Annotated in this window: 21 protein-coding genes; 12 read left to right on the top strand and 9 right to left on the bottom strand. The window is 35.3% G+C overall.

Annotated features, from left to right (window positions below; all coding sequences use genetic code 11):
- Positions 1–10 precede the first annotated feature (10 nt).
- The 5 genes from EC501_RS02380 to EC501_RS02360 all read left to right on the top strand — a co-directional run bounded on the left by EC501_RS02380 (position 11) and on the right by EC501_RS02360 (position 3,634).
- On the top strand, positions 11–505 hold the full coding sequence (locus tag EC501_RS02380; RefSeq protein WP_122970688.1) for a GNAT family N-acetyltransferase: 495 nt from the start codon (positions 11–13) through the stop codon (positions 503–505).
- A 66-nt stretch (positions 506–571) separates the two neighbouring features.
- Positions 572–1,042 (top strand): GNAT family N-acetyltransferase, encoded by a 471-nt coding sequence (locus tag EC501_RS02375; protein ID WP_122970687.1) that lies wholly within the window; start codon positions 572–574, stop codon positions 1,040–1,042.
- Positions 1,043–1,055: 13 nt separating this feature from the next.
- Entirely contained in the window at positions 1,056–1,907 is an 852-nt protein-coding gene (locus tag EC501_RS02370; protein WP_122970686.1) for an aminoglycoside 6-adenylyltransferase, read from the top strand.
- 114 nt (positions 1,908–2,021) lie between these two features.
- Entirely contained in the window at positions 2,022–2,402 is a 381-nt protein-coding gene (locus tag EC501_RS02365) for a VOC family protein (RefSeq protein ID WP_122970685.1), read from the top strand.
- A 146-nt stretch (positions 2,403–2,548) separates the two neighbouring features.
- On the top strand, positions 2,549–3,634 hold the full coding sequence (locus tag EC501_RS02360) for an AbrB family transcriptional regulator (protein ID WP_241559258.1): 1,086 nt from the start codon (positions 2,549–2,551) through the stop codon (positions 3,632–3,634).
- 16 nt (positions 3,635–3,650) lie between these two features.
- Here EC501_RS02360 and EC501_RS02355 read toward each other — a convergent pair whose 3' ends face one another.
- Positions 3,651–4,037 carry a hypothetical protein gene (locus EC501_RS02355; RefSeq protein WP_122970684.1) on the bottom strand — a complete coding sequence of 129 codons (387 nt, stop codon included), beginning with the start codon at positions 4,035–4,037 and terminating at the stop codon, positions 3,651–3,653.
- Between the two features lie 212 nt (positions 4,038–4,249).
- Between EC501_RS02355 and cyoE the strand changes: the two genes are divergently transcribed.
- Positions 4,250–5,134: a heme o synthase gene (gene cyoE, locus EC501_RS02350; RefSeq protein WP_122970683.1), complete on the top strand. Its 885-nt coding sequence runs from the start codon at positions 4,250–4,252 to the stop codon at positions 5,132–5,134.
- 662 nt (positions 5,135–5,796) lie between these two features.
- Here cyoE and EC501_RS02345 read toward each other — a convergent pair.
- Positions 5,797–6,048 carry a DUF3953 domain-containing protein gene (locus tag EC501_RS02345; RefSeq protein WP_122970682.1) on the bottom strand — a complete coding sequence of 84 codons (252 nt, stop codon included), beginning with the start codon at positions 6,046–6,048 and terminating at the stop codon, positions 5,797–5,799.
- Between the two features lie 214 nt (positions 6,049–6,262).
- Positions 6,263–7,645 (bottom strand): dipeptidase, encoded by a 1,383-nt coding sequence (locus EC501_RS02340; protein WP_122970681.1) that lies wholly within the window; start codon positions 7,643–7,645, stop codon positions 6,263–6,265.
- A gap of 276 nt (positions 7,646–7,921) precedes the next feature.
- Here EC501_RS02340 and EC501_RS02335 point away from each other — a divergent pair, with 276 nt between their 5' ends.
- The gene (locus EC501_RS02335; protein WP_122970680.1) at positions 7,922–8,467 is read left to right on the top strand and encodes an RNA polymerase sigma factor; all 546 of its coding nucleotides are present in this window, start codon (positions 7,922–7,924) and stop codon (positions 8,465–8,467) included.
- Positions 8,468–8,587: 120 nt separating this feature from the next.
- On the opposite strand, the gene EC501_RS02330 is transcribed toward EC501_RS02335, so the two are convergent.
- The 5 genes from EC501_RS02330 to EC501_RS02310 all read right to left on the bottom strand — a co-directional run bounded on the left by EC501_RS02330 (position 8,588) and on the right by EC501_RS02310 (position 12,874).
- Positions 8,588–9,046, bottom strand: coding sequence for a MarR family winged helix-turn-helix transcriptional regulator (locus EC501_RS02330; RefSeq protein ID WP_122970679.1), 459 nt, complete (start codon positions 9,044–9,046; stop codon positions 8,588–8,590).
- A gap of 79 nt (positions 9,047–9,125) precedes the next feature.
- Complete coding sequence (gene spx, locus EC501_RS02325) at positions 9,126–9,530, bottom strand: transcriptional regulator Spx (protein ID WP_122970678.1); 405 nt, start codon at positions 9,528–9,530, stop codon at positions 9,126–9,128.
- 339 nt (positions 9,531–9,869) lie between these two features.
- Positions 9,870–11,432: an ABC-F family ATP-binding cassette domain-containing protein gene (locus EC501_RS02320; protein WP_122970677.1), complete on the bottom strand. Its 1,563-nt coding sequence runs from the start codon at positions 11,430–11,432 to the stop codon at positions 9,870–9,872.
- A gap of 66 nt (positions 11,433–11,498) precedes the next feature.
- Positions 11,499–11,744: an SE1832 family protein gene (locus tag EC501_RS02315; protein ID WP_122970676.1), complete on the bottom strand. Its 246-nt coding sequence runs from the start codon at positions 11,742–11,744 to the stop codon at positions 11,499–11,501.
- Positions 11,745–11,824: 80 nt separating this feature from the next.
- Positions 11,825–12,874: a PseG/SpsG family protein gene (locus EC501_RS02310; protein WP_122970675.1), complete on the bottom strand. Its 1,050-nt coding sequence runs from the start codon at positions 12,872–12,874 to the stop codon at positions 11,825–11,827.
- A 125-nt stretch (positions 12,875–12,999) separates the two neighbouring features.
- Between EC501_RS02310 and EC501_RS02305 the strand changes: the two genes are divergently transcribed.
- The 3 genes from EC501_RS02305 to EC501_RS02295 all read left to right on the top strand — a co-directional run bounded on the left by EC501_RS02305 (position 13,000) and on the right by EC501_RS02295 (position 16,404).
- The gene (locus EC501_RS02305) at positions 13,000–13,833 is read left to right on the top strand and encodes an NAD-dependent epimerase/dehydratase family protein (RefSeq protein ID WP_241559256.1); all 834 of its coding nucleotides are present in this window, start codon (positions 13,000–13,002) and stop codon (positions 13,831–13,833) included.
- An 88-nt stretch (positions 13,834–13,921) separates the two neighbouring features.
- Positions 13,922–15,760, top strand: coding sequence for a cation:proton antiporter (locus EC501_RS02300; protein WP_122970788.1), 1,839 nt, complete (start codon positions 13,922–13,924; stop codon positions 15,758–15,760).
- Positions 15,761–15,849: 89 nt separating this feature from the next.
- Positions 15,850–16,404, top strand: a complete 555-nt coding sequence (locus tag EC501_RS02295; protein WP_122970674.1) for an NADPH-dependent FMN reductase — start codon at positions 15,850–15,852, stop codon at positions 16,402–16,404.
- An 84-nt stretch (positions 16,405–16,488) separates the two neighbouring features.
- On the opposite strand, the gene EC501_RS02290 is transcribed toward EC501_RS02295, so the two are convergent.
- Positions 16,489–17,880, bottom strand: coding sequence for an MATE family efflux transporter (locus EC501_RS02290; RefSeq protein ID WP_122970673.1), 1,392 nt, complete (start codon positions 17,878–17,880; stop codon positions 16,489–16,491).
- 401 nt (positions 17,881–18,281) lie between these two features.
- Here EC501_RS02290 and EC501_RS02285 point away from each other — a divergent pair, with 401 nt between their 5' ends.
- Positions 18,282–19,736 (top strand): protein adenylyltransferase SelO, encoded by a 1,455-nt coding sequence (locus tag EC501_RS02285; RefSeq protein ID WP_122970672.1) that lies wholly within the window; start codon positions 18,282–18,284, stop codon positions 19,734–19,736.
- An 87-nt stretch (positions 19,737–19,823) separates the two neighbouring features.
- Positions 19,824–20,093: a DUF1292 domain-containing protein gene (locus EC501_RS02280; RefSeq protein ID WP_122970671.1), complete on the top strand. Its 270-nt coding sequence runs from the start codon at positions 19,824–19,826 to the stop codon at positions 20,091–20,093.
- Positions 20,094–20,335 lie beyond the last annotated feature (242 nt).

Raw genomic sequence — 20,335 nt, 5'->3', positions numbered from 1 at the left:
AGAGTAATCTATGGAAATTAAATTAGACGATTTAACAGGAACAAAAATTACCCGATTAATAGGTGACCATCTTCAAAATATGGGGGAAAAATCTCCGCCGGAAAGCATTCATGCATTAAATTTGGAGCAATTAAAAAGTCCGGATATTACTTTTTGGAGTGCATGGGAAGGGGAAGAATTACTAGGATGTGGGGCTTTAAAAGAGCTTTCTAAAGACCACGGTGAGATTAAATCGATGAAAACTTCCCCTGACCATTTAAGAAAAGGGGTGGCTAGACAAATTCTACAACATATTTTGGAGGAAGCAATAAAGAGGGGGTATCAACGTCTTAGCTTAGAAACTGGTTCAATGGATGCCTTTGAACCAGCACGAAGATTATATACGAATTTTGGTTTTACATATTGTGAGCCCTTTGCAAACTACGTTGAAGATCCAAATAGTGTCTTTATGACGAAGAAATTAAATATTAAATCGTTACTATTTAAATTAAAACTTCTAGTTTAGGAGAAACTACTCGTTTTATTAAAATAGGTAGTTTTATTTTGAACAGCAAAAAGGAGGTGTTCGAACATGCATTTACAAATAAATACGATGAATGAACTATTTGCGAAAGAAATATTAAGCTGGAAATACCATATACCATATGATTTTTATAATAGTGTTGATACAGAAGATAATAGAAAAGAACTTTTAGATGGATATTATTACGCGATCGAAAATGAAGATGGAGAGTTGTTTGGTTATTTTTGTATTGGAGAATCGGCACAAGTTCCTATTGGTCATCAAGTGAATGCTTATCGAGAAAGTTGTATTGATATGGGGTTAGGAATGAATCCTAAATATGTTGGACAAGGGAATGGATTTTTCTTTTGTTCTTTTATTCTCCAATCGATTGAAAGGAAATATAAAGGGGTTCCAATCCGTTTAACCGTCGCTACTTTTAATAAAAGAGCAGTACATTTATACGAAAAGTTGGGTTTTAAGAAAAAAGCTGAGTTTTGTTCAGATAAAGCACAGTTTACGACGATGGTTAGGACTTGATAGGGGGACAAAAATGCGCTCGGAAAAGGTAATGATCGATTTAATAAAAAAGTTTGCTGAGCAGGATGAGCGGATTAGGGCAGTTGGTATGAATGGGTCTAGAACAAACTTAAAGGTACCTAAAGATCCCTTTCAAGATTATGACATTGTTTATTTTGTCACGGATATGGATTCATTTATAAATCGTGTAGATTGGATAAAAGTGTTCGGTGAACTTATTATTATGCAAAGGCCAGATCATTCTGTTTTGTATCCATCTAATCGCGATCAATATGCTTATTTAATGCTTTTTACAGACGGAAACCGCATTGACTTGACCCTTTGGCCAGTTGAAAAAAGTAACGAATGGATACAAGACGACAAATTAGCCAAAGTGTTGTTAGATAAAGATCACATTTTTCCGAAGTTACCTTCACCAACTGATGAAGACTATTGGGTAAAGAAACCTTCCCAACAGGTATTTAATGATTGTACGAATGAGTTTTGGTGGGTTTCTACATATGTTGCAAAAGGGTTATGGCGAAATGAAATTCTTTATGCAATGGATCATCTACAAATTATAAGAAGTATGTTATTGAAAATGCTTGAATGGAAAGTAGGAATTGAAACGAACTTTACTGTAAGTATCGGCAAAAACGGTAAGTACTTGGAGAGGTATTTGGAAAAAGATATTTGGAATACACTCCTTAACACGTATCCGAAAGGAAATATCGATAACATTTGGGATGCATTATTGACGATGACGAATTTGTTTGAAGAGCTAACATTGGAAGTAGCAAATCAGCTTCAATTTAATTATTCGTTTACTGAAGTCAAAAAGGTCCAGGCCTATTTAAAACATGTTCAGACAATTACCTTTGGATGAAGGAGTTTTTCATCTGTATTTAGAAAGTAATACTAAAGAATTTTAATCTACATTCTTTGAGTGGTTTTAATATGGGGTAGGGGTTTATAAATTTTAGAAAAGTGGGTGGAACATTTGATTAATGTATTAGGTCAAGTCATGCTATATGTGAATAATCAAGATGAAGCGGTGAAATTTTGGACGGAGAAGTTAGGGTTTACAGTAATAGTAGAAGAAGATAGTGAACAAGAAATGAGATGGATAGAGGTAGCTCCAAAAAGTGATGCTCAAACGAGTATCGTTTTACATGATAAACAATTCATCGCGAACATGGAGCCAGAATTAAATCTCGGAACACCTTCGCTAATGTTTTATTCCAATGATGTAGAGCAATTATATGGTGAATTAGCAAATAAAGAAGTGACTTTAGGGGAAATGGTCAATTTACCTTCCGGGAAAGTATTTAATTTTGCTGATCATGAGGATAATTATTTTGCTGTTATGGAGAAAAAATAATATTGTATAAAATCTAGCCGCAATGATTGGAATGCGGCTTTTTTCTTTAATCTCGATATCGGTTATCTTGAAAAGTGACTTTCACATCTTTTAATTTATGGTACTCTAATACATATATTACTATTCTTTTGAAAGAAGGTTTCCCTTTGCATTTAAAATCCATTGGTTTAGTTACAATCATAAGCCTTATAGGGGCATTTGTATTTGATTTTCTAAACTTCCCTGTCCCTTGGATGCTTGGTCCTTTATTTGCAGTACTAATTAGTCAATTTTTTATTAAATATGAACTTTATTGGCCAGTTCAATTAAGGAATGTTGGGTTAATTATAGTAGGTGTCTCTATCGGTCAAACCTTTCAGTTTTCTGTATTTGCTGGCATGGGATGGTTAATTTTTTTTATGTTGATTCTCAATGTGGTGTTAGTCATTATTAGTGTTTTGATGGCCTTTGGTGTACAGAAAATAGGAAATGTACCGTTAAAAACCGCTTTAACATGTACGGTTCCTGGTGGATTAGGACAAATTGTTTTGTTTGCAGAAGAGGAAAAGGATATCGATTTAGCTGTTGTTACTTACTTTCATGTTGTTCGTGTTATTAGTATTGTCATGTTGATTCCTTTCGTTCTTTCTGGTCATGTTGTCCAAGCAGAAGGGGGAGCGGGTTTTTCCGTTAATGAAATTATCCCTATTCTGTTATTATTATTAGCTTCAGGAGCTACCGTTTGGTTTGGCAAAAAACTAAAAATTCCAGTGCCGTTTTTTTTAACACCGATTCTATTTATTATTGTTTTATCATTTTTTTCCGTGGAAACCCCAGAGTTACCAGGATACTTATTACATATTGCCCAACTGTTAATGGGAGCATATATCGGATTACTTCTAAAACCTAATATGATTAAACTAGGAAAAAAAGTTCTCTTATTAGGGGTGGGGAGTGCCATATTATTAATGGTAGCCACTTTCGCACAAGGACTTTTATTAATTTATTTCCTTGATTATTCGTTACCGACTAGCTTCCTCAGTACAGCAGCAGGGGGGCTGGATCAAATGAGTCTTCTTGCGACAGCAATTGGGGCGGATGTTATAACTGTAACGGTGTTCCAAATGTTCCGTTTGTTATTTGTCTTTTTATTAGTTTTACCTTTATTGAAAATAGCATGTTCCATGATTGATAAAAGGCAATTAAATGATGGGATGAAATTGAAGCTCAATGAGAAAGGTGTTCCAAAATAATTTGGAACACCTTTGTTTATGATGAAGGTTTTTTCTCAAATAATAGAATGAAATTTCCTTTATAGTAAATTAATAAATAAAGCTCAAAAATAATAAGAATAATAGCCAAAATAAGCAACGAAGGTTCAACAAAAACGTGTAATAAAAAGATATTCACGATAATTGGTAATAAAGCAGCGACCGCTAATGGCACAAATCGATTTAGTAATAAAAGGGTGCCACAAAGGATTTCTAGCGCTTTTTCCCCAATTAATAAATAATCAAATTGAAAGAGAATCATTGCTTCTTTGCTCGTTGGAAAAAGGGATTCAAATCCTAAAAACACAATAAACCCATTCACACCAGCGCTTAAGAAAATCACACCAAGTAAAATTCGAAACGTATGCATTGTGTAATGTTTCATTCCATTTCACCTCCCGTTTCATACTATTCCCAATGGGTTTCCCTTAGTCTATGAAGAACAATAATATACAGAAAGAAGTTACTAGTTTAAAATAATCGTCAATGAATTTTCATAAAAAAGAGCTAAGCTCATTGTTGGAAGAAGATTATTAGTGGTATGATAGTATATAGTGCTTCCGGAAGGTTGCCGAACAATGAGGGGAAAGAAAGACTATGAAAAATACTATTGATCTCTGGGCTAAGACAGTCAAGACAGGGATTATTAAATCAAATTTAATTCCCATGATTGCTGCCCTTATGCTCGCTTTATATACGTACGAATTAAGTTTTATTGAACATATTCCACATATACTATTTGCCTTTGTAGGTTCTGCTTTCATAATCGGAGCATCAGGTATATTTAATAATTTGTACGATCGCGATATTGATGCGAAAATGCAAAGAACAAAGTCAAGACCTACAGTAACAGGTGAACTAAGTGCTCGTACAGTATTAATCGTTGGCATCGTTTTACTTATCGTAGGATTAGCAATACTTTCTTTAACAACACCACTAGCAGCATTTCTTGGCTTCCTAGGTGTGTTTTTCTATGTTGTTCCGTATACGATGTGGACAAAAAGAAAAACGATCTGGAATACAGAAGTTGGGAGTATTTCAGGAGCGATGCCGCCGTTAATCGGTTGGGCAGCGGTTGCACCTGATATTTGGTATCCGGCAGCTTGGGCTTTATTCATTATTATGGTCATTTGGCAAATGCCACACTTTTACGCCATTGCGATTCGAAAAAAGGATGATTATGCGGCTGCCAATATTCCGATGTTACCAGTGAAGACAAGTATGAGAAGAACTTATCTTCAAACAAATATTTATTTAGTCATTTTAATGTTTACGAGTTTTTTATTTGTTCCACTAAGTTGGGGCTTAACATTATGTTCTCTTATTTTAGGGGGAATATGGCTGTGGATAAGTATCGTTGGCTATCGTCAAATGGATGAGAAAAAGTGGGCAAATAAAATGTTCGCTTACTCATTAATTTATATGATGTTACTATTTTTAACGGTCATTATTTATTCTAGTGTAGGCATGATTTTTCAATAACGACTTAAAGGTGTCCCAGAGTGGGGCGCCTTTTTTTGTTATCTAATCGTGGATATGTGGATAGTGAAAAGAGAGGGAAAGTAATTAAGTTGAAGCTTGCTGTAGGGGTAAAGCTAATAAAAATAGCATTAAAACTACAAAATTAGAATCTGTTACATATCAAGCTTGTATAATAAAAAACAGACTAAATTTTATGAAAGCGCTTTATATAAAGGTTTAAATTTTAATTTTGAGTATAATTTCAACAGAAAGACATTAAAAATAAATTTGTTATATAACAAAATATTTCGGAATTGTGAACAAGTTTGTGATAAAAATGTGACATGTGGATAAGAGGTATACCACCACATAGTTGATAGATGATATGATAAAAACATCATAAGAAGAGAAACGTAAATTGCTTCTTATGAAAAATCGCTCTTTAGTAAAAGTGGTAAGTTAAGCTCATTTGAACCTTGTAAAAGCTTGTTCGACAAGATATATAACCTCCCCTATGTTTATATATATAACGCTTTTTAAAAGGTCAGCCAAAAGCATCGCGCTTCCAGTAGCGCGATGCTTTTTTTCTTTTTAAATGAAAAAAAGACAAATAGGCGGAGCCCTTTCATTAGGACGTTAAAAAAACCGATGAAATCTCTTCATCGGCCGTTATCGATTGTTTATTAAAATGCGGTAAATGAAAATAATGCAAATAGTAATGATAGAGCTGCTAAGCAGAAATAGAAAATACTCGGATTTTTACTTTGTCTTTTCATTTCATATATACCCATTGCTAAAAATAGTGGACCCATTAACACGAATGCCCATGGAAGTAGGTGAGGACTTCCTACCGTAAAGGTATAAATGGCAATCAAAATGAGAAGTAGTCCTGCAACAGGTTGCATTAATAAAACAAAACTCCATTTATTTTCCATTTAAATCACTCCTATTTTAAAAGTTACCAGTTGGAAAGTTTTTAGTTTATATATCATATAAATTCATTTCTACAAATATTTAGAAAATTCCTTTTTGTTACATAAAAGAAATATTTATTTAGATACTTTAATATGAAATGTTGATTTGTAAGGAATAAAAAAGACCTAAAAGTTCATAAAGAACCTTTAGGTCAATATAGGAAATTTTCTTTTACTAGGATTGTAAGTTAGATACTTCATATAAATAGTCGCCTAATACACGAAGCCCTTTATCGAAGTTTTCTAAATGGAAATGTTCGTTTGGTGCATGGAAGTTTTCACTATTTAAACCGAATCCCATTAATACAACTGGTAATGCAAGGATTTCATCAAAGGCAGCAACGATTGGAATCGAGCCACCACCACGAGTAAAGGCAGTTGGGACGTTATAAACTCGCTCATAAGAACGACCTGCTGCTTGAATTAATGGGTGATCAAACGGTGTTAAATAAGGAGCTCCTTTATCGAATTCAGAAACTGTTACTTCCACACCTTTTGGCTTATGTTTTTCAATATGTGCTTTTAAAAGAGCAACAATTTCATTTGGATCTTGGTCCGGAACTAAACGACAAGTAATTTTCGCACCAGCTTCTGCAGGAAGAACCGTTTTAATTCCTTCACCAGAGAAGCCACCAAATACTCCGTTAATTTCTAAAGTTGGTCGAGCCCAAGTTTGCTCTAAATATGAGAAACCTTCTTCACCGAATAATTCTTTTACACCGATTTCCTCTTTTAACGCCTCTTCATCGAAGTTTAGCTCTCGATATGCTTGACGTTCTTCTTCAGTTAAAGGAAGTACTTTATCATAGAAACCTTCCACTTGGATTGTACCATGTTCATCACGGAAGGAAGCTAAAATTTCAGCCAATGCATGAATAGCATTTTGCACGCCACCACCATAAAGGCCAGAATGTAAGTCGCCTTTAGCTCCACGTACATCGATTTGAACTCCAGTCAGTCCGCGTAAACCATAGCAAACGGCAGGTTTCCCAGGAGCGTACAGCCCAGTATCAGAAATTAAAATTAAGTCTGAGGAAAGCTTCTCTTTATTCGCTTCTACATAAGCTGGTAGATTAGGGCTACCGATTTCTTCTTCCCCTTCATAGATGAATTTCACGTTTACAGGGAGGGTTCCTTCTGTTGCAAATAACGCTTCAATCATTTTTAAGTGCATAAATACTTGGCCCTTATCATCTGATGCACCACGAGCAAATAATTTATTATCACGGATTACTGGATTGAAAGGTTCTGATTCCCAAAGATGAAGAGGATCGACAGGTTGTACATCGTAATGACCGTAGAATAAAATCGTTGGTTTTCCTTCTGCATGAAGCCATTCTCCGTATACAACTGGATGTCCCGCTGTTTGATCAATGGATACATTTTCGATGTTTAGTTGTTGAAGTTTGTCAGCTAACCATTGGGCAGCAGTTTGCATGTCTTGTTTATGTTCTGATAGGGAACTGATACTTGGAATACGAAGAAATTCAAATAGTTCTTCTAAATGTTTTTCACGGTTTTTAGAGAAATAAGCATCTAAAGTTTGCAAATGATTCATTATTAATCCCTCATTTCAAATTTTTCGGATAGTAGAATTAGTATACCACATAGAAGGGGAAGGTATTGTTGGTTGGCTTTGGAAAAAGGGGAAAATTTCTTGGAGTTCTAATACTTTTTCTAGTACATATGAGAGAAACTGAATTTACGAAAGTTACAAGGAAAGACTTTTAATCTTACACGAATGTAATGAAATTGAAAGCAAATCCGATAGAGTGTAATACAATTTTTTGGGAAAATGTATATAGAAGGTAGTTAGAAATTGGAGGAAGAAAAAATGAATAACTGTTTAACAGGAATTTATGAAGAATATAATCGTTACATATATCATTTATGTTTAAAATTAACACGCAATATAGCTGAAGCCGAAGATTTAATGCAAGAAGTTTGGGTCAAAGTTGTTCGTAATGAAGAACAAGTAGAGAAGGTTGACCACGTAAAAGCTTGGCTTACTACTATTACTATGAATACATTTCGCGACCGCTATCGTAAAAATGTAAGAAGAAGTAAATATATGATGAGTCAACCTGAAACATTAGACGTTCCGATTTTAGATTTGGTTCCCAATAATGAAATTTCTACGGAAGATCAAGTGGAAAAAGAAGTCGTAACAAAAATTGTACAAGAAAAAATGCAACAATTGGACGGAATTTATCAAAGAACATTATGGTATTTCTATGTTGATCAATATTCATTGGCTGAAATTTCAACATTAATGAAAGTATCCATCGGTACAGTAAAATCACGTTTATTCCGAGCAAAGGCTAGATTAAAGGAAATTTTACTAGCAGATGCATCTTTACAAGATGTGGTTATGGCTTAATAGTAATTTGAAAAAGACTCTCTCACAATTAAGAAGGGGAGTCTCTTTTATTTTGAAATAATATAAAACGCAAGGTACATTAATGAATGCACCTTGCGTTTTTTTATAAGTAACTTTAAATTATTCTTCATCTTTTAATTTATTAAGCCCATTGCTATTTACAAGACACTTTTCGAAGATGTTATGTAGCGTTTGAATTTCGTCATTTGTAAGCATGCCGAACATTGAATTCACCATTGCTGTCACCTGAGCCTGTGACTCTTCTAATATTTTTTTACCTTCTGGTGTAATGACGATTTGAGAAGCGCGACGATCTGCACTACTTTGGGTCTTTTCAATAAGTCCCGCTTTAATCAACTTTGTTGTTAAAACGGTTACGCCACCAGTTGTCACTTTTAAGCGCTCAGCAATAGCAGAGGGGCGTTTGGGTCCCTCTTTAGCTAATAAATCTAACAGTAAAATATGAGATTTTGAAAATCCTAATATATTTTGATGGTTCCATTCATTTGCCCATTTTCGCTCCAATGAAGACACTACTTCAAAAAGAGAGGAAAGTGATTCATATCTTTGGTTATCCATTATGTTCAGCTCCACTTAAGTCTTGTTTCGCATGTTTCAAAACTAATTCAATACGAAATGTATATCGCTAGACTATTGACTAACCTTGTGTTGCCAATCTTTGCATGGCACTTAACTCATAAGCACGTACTTTACGTGGGATGAAACGACGAATGTCCATTTCATTATAGCCAACTTGAATGCGTTTTTCATCAAGTAAGATCGGGCTACGTAACATACGTGGGTGTTGTTGAATTAAGTTATATAGGTCTTGAATTGATAATTGGTCGATATCAATATTTAAATTTTTGAAATCATTGGAGTTTGTAGCAATAATTTCATCTGTACCGTCTTCAGTCATTCTTAAAATATTTTTAAATTCTGCTAATGTTAAAGGTTGTGAAGTAATACGTTTTTCATTATAAGAAATATTATTTTCTTTTAACCATTTAATGGCTTTTCGTGAAGAGGAACAGCTAGATTGTGTGTAAATTGTAACTGCCATAAAATCTCCTCGCCTTCTTTTGTTTGTAATAGCTTACAAATAAGATATTTTTAAATATATTTATATCTTATCAGTAAGATAATTATAAGTCAATAGCTTTTCCATATTTTATAAGTGGGCATCTTACATATAAATATATAACCGTTTTCCTATAAATATATACGTCTTAGGAAAAGAAAAGTTTCAATTTTTTACAAGTTGATTTGATAAATAATCAAAAAATATGTTTAAAACTATGCTGATAAGAATAATAGAGAGGGGGAGAAATTTAATAATGTTTAATAGTAGATTATGAAAAAACGGTTTGAACTCCTAAGGAATCCAAACCGTTTTTGACATTTATAAATTTGTTTTACCTGTTGTGAACCAATCTTGGACATTCCAAACTTTTGTTGCTAGTCCTTCATAAAACTCAGGTTCATGGGATACTAAGACGATTGTTCCTTTATATTCCTTCATAGCACGTTTTAATTCATTTTTAGCATCTACATCTAAGTGGTTTGTCGGTTCGTCAAAAATTAACCAGTTCGATTCTTCCATCATTAGTTTACATAAACGAACCTTTGCTTGCTCGCCCCCTGATAAGGAATTTAATGGGCGGGAGATATGTTCGTTTTTCAACCCGGCCCGAGCTAAGGCAGCACGGATTTGGTGTTGATCCATACTTGGGAAGGCATTCCATACATCATCAATAGGTGTTATTTTATCTGGCTTTACTTCTTGTTCAAAATAAGAAGGGAAGAGGAAATCTCCCCTTGTAACTTTTCCACCTAGAGCATTTATTTTACCAAGGATTGTTTTTAATAATGTGGATTTCCCGACACCATTCATCCCGATTAAAGCAATCTTTTCGCCCCTTTCAATTGTAAACGTAAGGGGAGGAAGTAACGGTTTATCGTAACCGATTAATAAATCTTCTGCTTCTACTATGAACCGGCTAGAAGCCCGTGATTCCTTAAAACTAAACTCAGGTTTAACAGCCGTTTCCGGGCGATCAATTCGTTCTAACCGATCAAGTTGTTTAGCACGTGATTTAGCACGGCCAGTTGTAGAGTATCGTGCCTTGTTTTTCGCAATAAACTCTTCTTGTTTTTTAATAAATTCCTGCTGTTTCTCGTAGGCATCGATATGTTGGCGTTTATTGATTTCGGCTAACTCTAAAAATTTCTCGTAAGTTGCTGTATAACGAGTAAGCTTTGAAAATTCCAAATGGAAAATAACGTCTACCACACCGTTCATAAACTCCGTATCATGGGAGATTAATAGGAACGCATGGGGATATTCTTTCAAATAATTTGAAAGCCATGTAATATGTTCTTCATCCAAATAGTTCGTCGGCTCATCTAGCAACAATACTTTCGGTTTTTCAAGTAATAGTTTAGCAAGTAATACTTTCGTACGTTGACCACCGGAAAGGGCTGCCACGTCTCGATCTAATCCAATTGCATCCAAACCAAGACCGCGCGCTACTTCTTCGATTTTAATGTCCAATGTATAAAAATCTCCGGCATCAAGAGCATCTTGTACTTCAGCCATTTGTTCTAATAATGCTTCCAATTCCTCAGGGGTAGCATCTGCCATTTTATTGGCGATTTCATTTAATTCCTCTTCTTTTTTATAAAGAGGGAGGAAGGCATCTCGTAAAACATCCCGCATAGTACGGCCTGCTGTTAATACCGTATGCTGATCTAAATAGCCATAATGTGTACCTGGTAGCCATTCTACGCGGCCTGTGTCATGAATCGTTTGACCTGTAATAATCCCCATTAATGTGGATTTTCCAACACCATTCGCTCCGACTAATCCGATGTGATCACCTTCGACAAGGCGGAATGAAACATCTTTAAATAGGGTGCGATCACCAAAGGAATGTCCTAAATTTTCCACTGTTAATATTGCCATAATCTGTTCCTCCGATAATATATTTCAACGTTTTATAAGTTTTTAGGATATAAAAAAACTCGCGGGTTAAGACAACGCCGCGAGCTGTTTATTCAGTTCTGCTAGTTGTTTTTCCATGTTTGAAAGGCGTTCTTCTGCTTTTCGAACAGACTCTTCATGGCCTGTACTTTCAAGCTTTTCGATATCACCTTGAAGATTTATATAATCCATTTTTAATTCTGCAATTTTTTGTTGAAGTTCTGATTTAGTTAACATGAAAGTAGCTCCTTCATAATAATTTCGTACAAAATAATCGTACAAACATTGTACCATAAGAAGGGAGCTATTTTCATTAATATTCGAAGAAGGGGTATCTCGTAATATTTGGCAGATTCCATCACGTCATGGCTAGTCTATAAAGAAACCATATTATGACGTTCATAAGCAAAATCTAATAATAAGGACTTAATGACTTCATTGTTATCCGAAATTTCCAATTCAAATTGTTTTCTTACTGCCCGTTCTCGTCGTGCTTCATGCAATAATAATTCCATAACGGCATTTTGGATGTTAGATTGTTTCATCTTACGTCCTAAACCGAGATGAATAAACCCGTTATGTTCCCTTGGAAAGGCATTGTTTAATTCCCGTTCATTTTGAGCAGCTGTAATGCAAGGAATACCGACTGTTGCTACTTTATAAGGAGTATAATTCGCATTACAAATCACAATATCTGCTTCATGGAGGAGTTTTTCTAAAGCTTGGTCATCTTTAAAAATTTTCGTGTTACGGCGACTTAACACCATCATTTGTAAATCTTCTACAGAATGGCGATATTCTCGATCAATTGCAACGGTAATTTTTAGTGGGATTTGTAGCTGGGTTAAATGGCGTAAAGTTCGATAGGTTAAATTGTTTTCATCACCATCTTCATAAGCAACGACAATATGAGGTGGATTTGATAATTCGTTTGAAACCCGTTCCTTAGCAATTGCTTTAAGGGAATCTTTTACAGCAAAAGCAAAGCTACCCGATAAAATGTTTTGTGCTGTATTTTCCCTTACTTCCTCAAAAAGGGCAATAATATTGCAATCAGCTAATTCAGCACCATCGCCAAAATCATCAAAATGAACAATCGTTTTGCAGAAAGGTCTAAGCTGTTCCATTTGTTCAACTAATGTATCTTTGCCATCTTGAACGATTAAATCAGGTTCAAGACTACGAATCTGAGTTTTTAATTCTGAGTAATGGTCGAATAAAATAGGAGAAAGTTGTAAATCTGTAAAAATTTCAATTGCTTCATGTCCATCTTGTTTTAAAAATACATAAACGCTTTCTTCATCATTTAATAGTTTTGCTAACGTAGCGGCACGCTCAAGGGGATAATACCCTTTGATTGAACTATGCTCAACTATAAAAGCAATTTTCTTTTTTATCGAAGTGACACTTAGTTCATTTTTCATAAAATCCCATCCTTTCCCAACTATTAATTAAATTATGGTGAAAAATTAGAAAGTATGTGTGAAAATTAACACTATAAATTAGTAGAAACTTAGATTAACAATTTTATGCTGATTAGACGAAAAACATGAAAGGTTGTGGCGTGAAAGTGGAAATGCGTTCAGCCATCGTAGTAGGTGGGACAGGGCTTGTCGGAACGGCCCTCGTAAAACTACTTTGTGACAGTGAAGAATATGTATCGGTGACAGTTCTATCTAGAAGAAAGCTGGATTTCGAGCATCCAAAACTAACCGTTAAAGTGCGTTCCTTTGATCAATTAGAAGAAAAGGATATAGATTTTGCCCATGAAGTTTTTTGTTGTTTAGGAACAACGATGAAAAAGGCGAAGACTAAAGAGCAATTTGAAAAAATAGATGTGGAGTATCCATTGCACATAGCATCTCTAGCAAAAAAATGTGGCATTATGCACTTTATTATCATTTCTGCTATCGGCGCCAGTGAAAAATCTGCCTTTTATTATAATAAGGTGAAGGGAAAGCTAGAGCGAGAATTAATGGCTTTAGAATTACCCCAATTATCGATTGTCCGACCTTCTCTATTAGTTGGAGACAGAATGGAATTTCGTTTAGGTGAGAAAACGGGTGAATGGCTATTAAAAGGATTAAATCCGTTTTTTATTGGACCGTTGAAAAAATATCGTCCAATCGAAGCAACTCAGCTTGCATTAGCAATGAAAGTCATTGCTCTTTTTGGCAAAAAATCTCCGGTAACAATATATGAATCACAGCAACTTTCTACAATGAAAATGCCTGAAGCTAAAGTAGAAAAAGCTATTCCAAGGGAACAGTTATTTAATTGGGATAAATTTAAAGAGAAAGAACCGACACCGATAGATGAAGAAGTTGTATTTAATCAAGAAAGATTAAGGAAAATCAAAACGAAAAATGAACTTGATAAATAGCGTTTTCAAATGGAATGAAAGAACGTCCTCCGTAAATACTAATGGAGGACTTTTTTGATTTCTATATTTGGATGAAAGGGATGTTACAATGCTCGACAATCTACTAATTCAAATCGTTGCAATTGTAGGACTAGGAATTTTATCGCAATGGGTAGCTTGGCGATTTAAACTCCCTGCCATCGTTATTATGTCACTAGTCGGTTTGCTAGTCGGTCCTTTGTTAGGATTATTCAATCCGCAAAAAAGTTTTGGAGAAGTGTTTAATCCGACTATTGCGCTAGCTGTTGCCGTTGTTTTATTTGAAGGGAGTTTGGGCTTAGACCTTCGAGAAATTAAAGGATTCCGCCAATCGATTTTTCGTATTTCTACTTTAGGTGCCTTTATTGCATGGATTATTGGGTCCTTAGCCGCTCATTTTATAGCTGGGCTATCAATAGATGTTGCCTTTGTGATGGGTGGACTTTTTATCGTTACTGGACCTACGATGATTTTGCCATTATTGCGCCAAGCTAAGTTAAAAGAACGTCCGGCTACAATCCTAAAATGGGAAGCCATTATTGTGGACCCATTCGGTGCGTTAGTCGCCCTATTCGCACTCGAAATGGTTTTATATATGAATGGCATGATCTCGGAAGGGTCCCTTTTATTATTTTTTGTTGCTTCTATTTTTTCTGCCATTATTGGAGCAGGGGTAGGGTTTCTATTAGGCCGTTTACTGGAACATGGTTTTATTCCTGAATTTTTAAAGTCTCCAGTCGTCTTAGTCAGTGTACTTTTGGTATTTGTACTATCAGAAGAAATCATACACGAAACAGGGATACTCGCTGTCACTGCCATGGGAATTGTCATGGCAAATATGCATTTAACATCATTAAGAGAATTACTGCACTTTAAAGAAAATGTTTCTGTTCTTCTTATTTCTACGCTATTTATCATGTTAACTTCTTCTTTATCAATCGAGACGTTACTCGATATTTTAAACTGGCGTATGCTTTTATTTGTTTTAGCGATGTTGTTTGTTGTCCGACCGGTATCGGTTTGGCTTTCTACTATTGGAGTAGGATTACCGAAGCGGGAACGTCTATTACTTGGATGGATTGCACCAAGAGGGATTATCGCCTTAACCGTTTCCGGCTTTTTTGCTAGTGTTTTAACGGAATCTGGATTTGAAGATGCTGATATTATTACAGCTTTAACATTAGCATTAGTATTTGCCACCGTTTTAGCCCATGGTTTATCCATTAGCTGGCTTGCGAAGAAATTAAATTTGCAATGTACGGATGAAATGGGGGTAACGATTGTCGGAGGTAGTCCTTTTACAGCTGTTTTAGGTGAAGCGATACAAAGTTTTCAAAAACCTGTTCTTATTATCGACCGATCTTGGAGTGCCTTATCTGAAGCTCGTCAATTAGGGATAAAAACGGAAGTAGGGGACATCTTAAGTGAATATACGGAGTTTCATGTAGACTTAACTCCTTACGAAATATTAGTAGCCGCCACAGAAGAGGATGCGTATAATGCCCTTATATGCCAACGTTTCGTTCCTGAACTAGGTCGGGAACATATTTTTCAAACACCCATTCCTACGGGGGACTTAAGTGACTACAGTCAATCAATCGTTGGAAAGACATTATTTGATGAAGATTATGATATTTACACATTAAATCGTCTTATTAATGAAGGATATATGATTCGTAAAACACAGCTTACGGAACAATATACATTTGAACGTTATCTTGATGGCGATGGACATAAAACAATCCCATTATTTGCAGTGGATAAGGATCATCACCTCATATTTTTTACAAAGGGGATAAAGCGGTCATTTGATGTTGGAACAACGATCGTTAGTCTTACTTCACCAACCCGAAGAATGGAAAAAGCAATGGAAAAGGCGAATCAAACGGAAATTCCGCCAAAAGACTGAAATTTATTGAATCCAAACTTGTTCCCTACTCGTGCTTTATCGCATCTGTTACAATAACGAATGGAAATAAAAAGTGGAGGATACTCAACATGAAAATTTTACTCGTGGATGGCACTGTATTCGGTAATAAAACAGGTGCGATATTGCGTCAAGTTGAACAATATATTAAAGAATATAATAGCAGCTTAGAGCTTGAAATATTATATTTCGCTGATTTAAAACATCAAATTTTGGATGGTAGCCCATTAAATGAAGATATGCAAATGATGATTCGAAAATTTGAAGAAGCTGATGGCTATATTATTGCAACGCCAATTTATCAAGCATCGATTCCAGGCGTATTAAAAAATGCTTTTGATATGATTGACCCAAAAGCGATGCGGTATAAACCAGTTTCAATGGTAGCAAATGGTGGTACATATCAGCACCATTTAGTAGTTGAAAATCAGCTTAGACCAATATTAGATTACTTCCGTTGTTTAGTAACACCTAACTATGTATATACCCATTCATCTCATTTTGATGAAAATAATCAAATTACAGATGCTACGATTCAAGATCGTCTTCGCGAACTAGCTCGGGTTTTCGTTCAATATTGCAAGCTAAGTGAAACGTTACCGAAACTACCAGTAGATAAACATTAGTTTTCAATGACTTCCAACGCGGAAGTCATTTTTTATATAAAAAAGAGTGCTTACAGAAAGCACTCTTGACGGGTTCATATGTTTTTAAGTAGTAACTGGATTTTCAGTAGGTTCAACATCTCTATCTGGAGATACTAAGGCGTACTGTTCCCATTTACGACTTTTCCATCTAAATAATACGATGATAGCACGGGTCCATTCATCAGCAGCAATGGCTAGCCAAACGCCGACTAACCCTAAATCGAATACAAATACTAATAAGTATCCTAAAGGTAAGCTCATACATATCATGGATAAGAATCCTATTTTGACAGGGAAACGAGCATCCCCAGAAGCCCGTAACGAGTTAATGATTGTGATGTTAATCGTTCTACCAGTTTCCAACAATAAACTTAAAGCTAATACAGAAGCACCAAATTTGACTACTTCTGGATTATCGGTAAATAAGCTAACTAATTGTTCACGGAATATAGTTACGACCGCTGCGATAATTACAGTGAAAACGAGTGCTGCCTTTACACTAGACCATACTTGCTTATAAGCAGAGTCCTTATCTCCTGAACCAACAAAACGACCAACGATGATGGAAGTACCCATCCCTATCGCAATGGCGAATAGATAGGTAAACATCGAAATATTATTCGCATATTGTCGTGCGGCAAGAGCTTCTGCACCAAGGTATGTTACATAGTACAAGAATACAATTTGACAAACTTGGTACATAATTTGTTCAAAGGCACTTGGTAAACCAATGTATAAAATTTTCTGTACATATTCCTTAGAAAAGGAAAAATAGTATGCCATCTTTATTTTGACTTCTAATGCTCGATATAGTAGCCAGAAGAAAATGAAAACGGCAATTAATCGGCTAACTACCGATGAAATCGCAGCACCTTGTACCCCTAGTTCAGGAGCACCAAAGTTACCGAAAATTAAAATATAGTTTCCAACTACGTGGATAATATTCATTCCTAATGAAACAAACATCGTTTGCTTTGTCCAACCATGTACACGAATAATCGCTGCTAAAGAATTAATAACAGCTTGAAGGAATATCCCTCCTCCGACGATGATTAAATAGCTTTGTGCATGTTCAAGTACTGCTCCTTGCAAGTTCATCATGATCATTAATTGGTTGGAAGAGAAAATAAATAGGACCGACATTAATAATCCGAGGCATAAATTTAATGTAACGGCTAAAGCGGAAATTTTTGCTGCTTCAAAATACCGACGAGAACCGAGATATTGGGAAACAACGATGGCAGCCCCATTCCCGACAACTTCTAAAATTAAAATGGCGATGTGTATATATTGATTAGCTGTGCCGACCCCTGAAACCGCATTATCTGATACCGCACTTAACATAAACGTATCGGCAAGCCCCATTAACATAAATAAAAATACCTCTAAAAAAATCGGCCAAGTTAAATGAAATAAATTTAACTTTTTTGGAGGTGTTTGAAGTGTTTCGCTCATGTTTCTCCTCTTTCTAACTTATTTGATTAGGATATATTACCACAGAAAGTTCTTTCGTTGAGTAAAAAATTTATGAATAAACCGGATTAAAATCAAAAAAGCGTTTACAAAGAGATTACTTTTTAAAAATCCATATAGTTTTTGAAATTATCATAGATCCAACGGTTATGGAGAATAATAAAATTGTAAAAAAACATGAACAAACCTACAGTTAGAATGATGTTTTAAGGAATTATTTGTTTAAAAGTATGCGAATTTATGTCTTGTTTTCTTAGGTAGTGTATAATGATGGAACTTGGCTTACAATGTTAATGAATGATGGTTAACTTAGTATATTTTGTTAAAGAAATGGCTTCATCTTAAATGAAGTAAACTACTCGGTAAAGAGAAAAGGGGATTATATGGGAATAGGATGGAACTTTGATAATAGTTATGCGAGACTTTCCGATTCTTTCTATGCAAGTTTAAAGCTGCATCCAGTAAGTAATCCGAAGTTAGTCATACTGAACAAACAACTAGCAAGTGAACTTGGCTTAAATAGTGAGGAGCTTCAGAGTGAAGAAGGGGTGCAAATTCTTGCAGGTAATGTAGCCCCTGAAGGTTCTTTCCCTTTGGCTCAAGCTTATGCAGGGCATCAATTTGGTTATTTTACGATGCTAGGAGATGGACGAGCTACCCTTTATGGGGAACAAATTACTCCAAAAGAAGAACGATATGATATTCAACTAAAAGGGTCTGGTCGTACTCCCTTTTCCCGTGGAGGGGATGGACGGGCTGCCCTTGGTCCGATGCTAAGAGAATATATAATTAGTGAAGCAATGCACGGACTAGGTATACCAACAACTAGAAGCTTAGCTGTAGTGGAAACAGGAGAAAAAATTATTAGAGAAATGGAATTACCCGGTGCCATCCTAACCCGTGTTGCATCGAGTCATATCCGTGTCGGAACTTTTCAATTTATCGCTAATTGGGGAAGTTATGAAGACCTACAAGTGTTGGCGAATTATACAATTGTCCGCCATTACCCAGATATCCCTAATAGTGATCATCGATTCCTTTATTTACTTCAGGAAGTTATTAAAAAACAAGCGGAGTTAATCTGTAAATGGCAATTGGTTGGTTTTATCCACGGTGTTATGAATACGGATAATATGACCATTAGTGGGGAAACGATTGACTATGGACCATGTGCTTTTATGGACGCGTATGATCCTGATACAGTTTTTAGTTCGATTGATACAAAAGGACGTTATGCATATGGTAATCAACCGAAAATAGGTGGCTGGAATTTGGCCCGTTTTGCTGAAACACTCATTCCATTATTACATGATGAGGAGGATGAGGCGGTCGAAATTGCCCAAAATGAAATAGCGAAATATCCGCTCCTTTTTGAGAAGAACTGGCTTAGAGGAATGCGGGGAAAATTAGGATTATTTAATGAAGAAGAGCAAGATAAAGAATTAATAAACGAATTACTCGATATGATGAAGAAATATGAAGCGGATTATACAAATACGTTCCGAGCGTTAACGGTCAACAAGTTGGAAATGACTTCTCTTCACGATCAAGAAGATTTTGATCAATGGCAAAAAAAGTGGCAAGAGCGACGTTCTAGACAACAACAGTCGATGGAAGAATCGACCCAATTAATGAAAGAACGAAATCCATCAGTTATTCCTCGAAATCATCGTGTGGAAGAAGCGTTGGATGCAGCAGTAAATAATGGTGATTACAGTGTGATGGAACGTTTACTAAAAGTACTTGCTAATCCTTTTGATGATTCGCCGGAACATCAAGAATATAGCCAATTACCTGTACCTTCGAATTTACCGTATCGTACTTTTTGTGGTACTTGATTTTTCTAAAATGTTGTATGAATCTGACCAGAAATGGCAATAAAATAATATGTTTAAACAGACTTTTTTAAGAAGGAGAATGGACGAATGGATGAATTGAAAGTAGGGGAAATCTTCACGATTACCGACGAAAATGACGAGGAATTAGAAGTTGAAGTTCTTGCAGCGATTAATATTGAAGGAACGGAATATGTTGCGGTAGGATTTGTGGAAGATTTACAAGAAGAAACAGAAGAGGATATCGATGTTTTCTTCTTAAAGGTAGATGAAGAAGGAGATTTTAGTGCCATTGAAAGTGATGAGGAATTCGATAAAGTATCATCTGCCTTTGATGAAATAATGGAAGAAGAAGAGTAGTTTAAAAATTGGAAAGAAGCAAAACGCGCCTAAGATTTAGGGGCGTTTTGCTATTTTTTTTAGAATGAACGATATCTAAGGAAAGAAATGAAAAATTTCTTAACAAACATAGTTGGTTTTTCATGAACCATACTAAAGATATAGGAGTGTGTTTACATCCTTATTAAGACTATTTTTAGTTAATAATACCTATATATGCGATGTTTCAACAGTTTAAATTATATTCGGGGCAAAAATTTATT

The organism is Lysinibacillus halotolerans, assembly GCF_003711845.1.
Classification (GTDB): domain Bacteria; phylum Bacillota; class Bacilli; order Bacillales_A; family Planococcaceae; genus Ureibacillus; species Ureibacillus halotolerans.
Note: the sequence above shows the minus strand (reverse complement) of the source record. Positions and strands in the feature narration are given on the sequence as shown.

Bases quoted from the DNA above. Each gene is read 5' to 3' on its own strand.
- EC501_RS02380 (WP_122970688.1), top strand. From the start codon at position 11: ATGGAAATTAAATTAGACGATTTAACAGGAACAAAAATTACCCGATTA.
- EC501_RS02375 (WP_122970687.1), top strand. From the start codon at position 572: ATGCATTTACAAATAAATACGATGAATGAACTATTTGCGAAAGAAATA.
- EC501_RS02370 (WP_122970686.1), top strand. From the start codon at position 1,056: ATGCGCTCGGAAAAGGTAATGATCGATTTAATAAAAAAGTTTGCTGAG.
- EC501_RS02355 (WP_122970684.1), bottom strand. From the start codon at position 4,037: ATGAAACATTACACAATGCATACGTTTCGAATTTTACTTGGTGTGATT.
- cyoE (WP_122970683.1), top strand. From the start codon at position 4,250: ATGAAAAATACTATTGATCTCTGGGCTAAGACAGTCAAGACAGGGATT.
- EC501_RS02345 (WP_122970682.1), bottom strand. From the start codon at position 6,048: ATGGAAAATAAATGGAGTTTTGTTTTATTAATGCAACCTGTTGCAGGA.
- EC501_RS02340 (WP_122970681.1), bottom strand. From the start codon at position 7,645: ATGAATCATTTGCAAACTTTAGATGCTTATTTCTCTAAAAACCGTGAA.
- EC501_RS02335 (WP_122970680.1), top strand. From the start codon at position 7,922: ATGAATAACTGTTTAACAGGAATTTATGAAGAATATAATCGTTACATA.
- EC501_RS02330 (WP_122970679.1), bottom strand. From the start codon at position 9,046: ATGGATAACCAAAGATATGAATCACTTTCCTCTCTTTTTGAAGTAGTG.
- spx (WP_122970678.1), bottom strand. From the start codon at position 9,530: ATGGCAGTTACAATTTACACACAATCTAGCTGTTCCTCTTCACGAAAA.
- EC501_RS02320 (WP_122970677.1), bottom strand. From the start codon at position 11,432: ATGGCAATATTAACAGTGGAAAATTTAGGACATTCCTTTGGTGATCGC.
- EC501_RS02315 (WP_122970676.1), bottom strand. From the start codon at position 11,744: ATGGTACAATGTTTGTACGATTATTTTGTACGAAATTATTATGAAGGA.
- EC501_RS02310 (WP_122970675.1), bottom strand. From the start codon at position 12,874: ATGAAAAATGAACTAAGTGTCACTTCGATAAAAAAGAAAATTGCTTTT.
- EC501_RS02305 (WP_241559256.1), top strand. From the start codon at position 13,000: ATGAAAGGTTGTGGCGTGAAAGTGGAAATGCGTTCAGCCATCGTAGTA.
- EC501_RS02300 (WP_122970788.1), top strand. From the start codon at position 13,922: ATGCTCGACAATCTACTAATTCAAATCGTTGCAATTGTAGGACTAGGA.
- EC501_RS02295 (WP_122970674.1), top strand. From the start codon at position 15,850: ATGAAAATTTTACTCGTGGATGGCACTGTATTCGGTAATAAAACAGGT.
- EC501_RS02290 (WP_122970673.1), bottom strand. From the start codon at position 17,880: ATGAGCGAAACACTTCAAACACCTCCAAAAAAGTTAAATTTATTTCAT.
- EC501_RS02285 (WP_122970672.1), top strand. From the start codon at position 18,282: ATGGGAATAGGATGGAACTTTGATAATAGTTATGCGAGACTTTCCGAT.
- EC501_RS02280 (WP_122970671.1), top strand. From the start codon at position 19,824: ATGGATGAATTGAAAGTAGGGGAAATCTTCACGATTACCGACGAAAAT.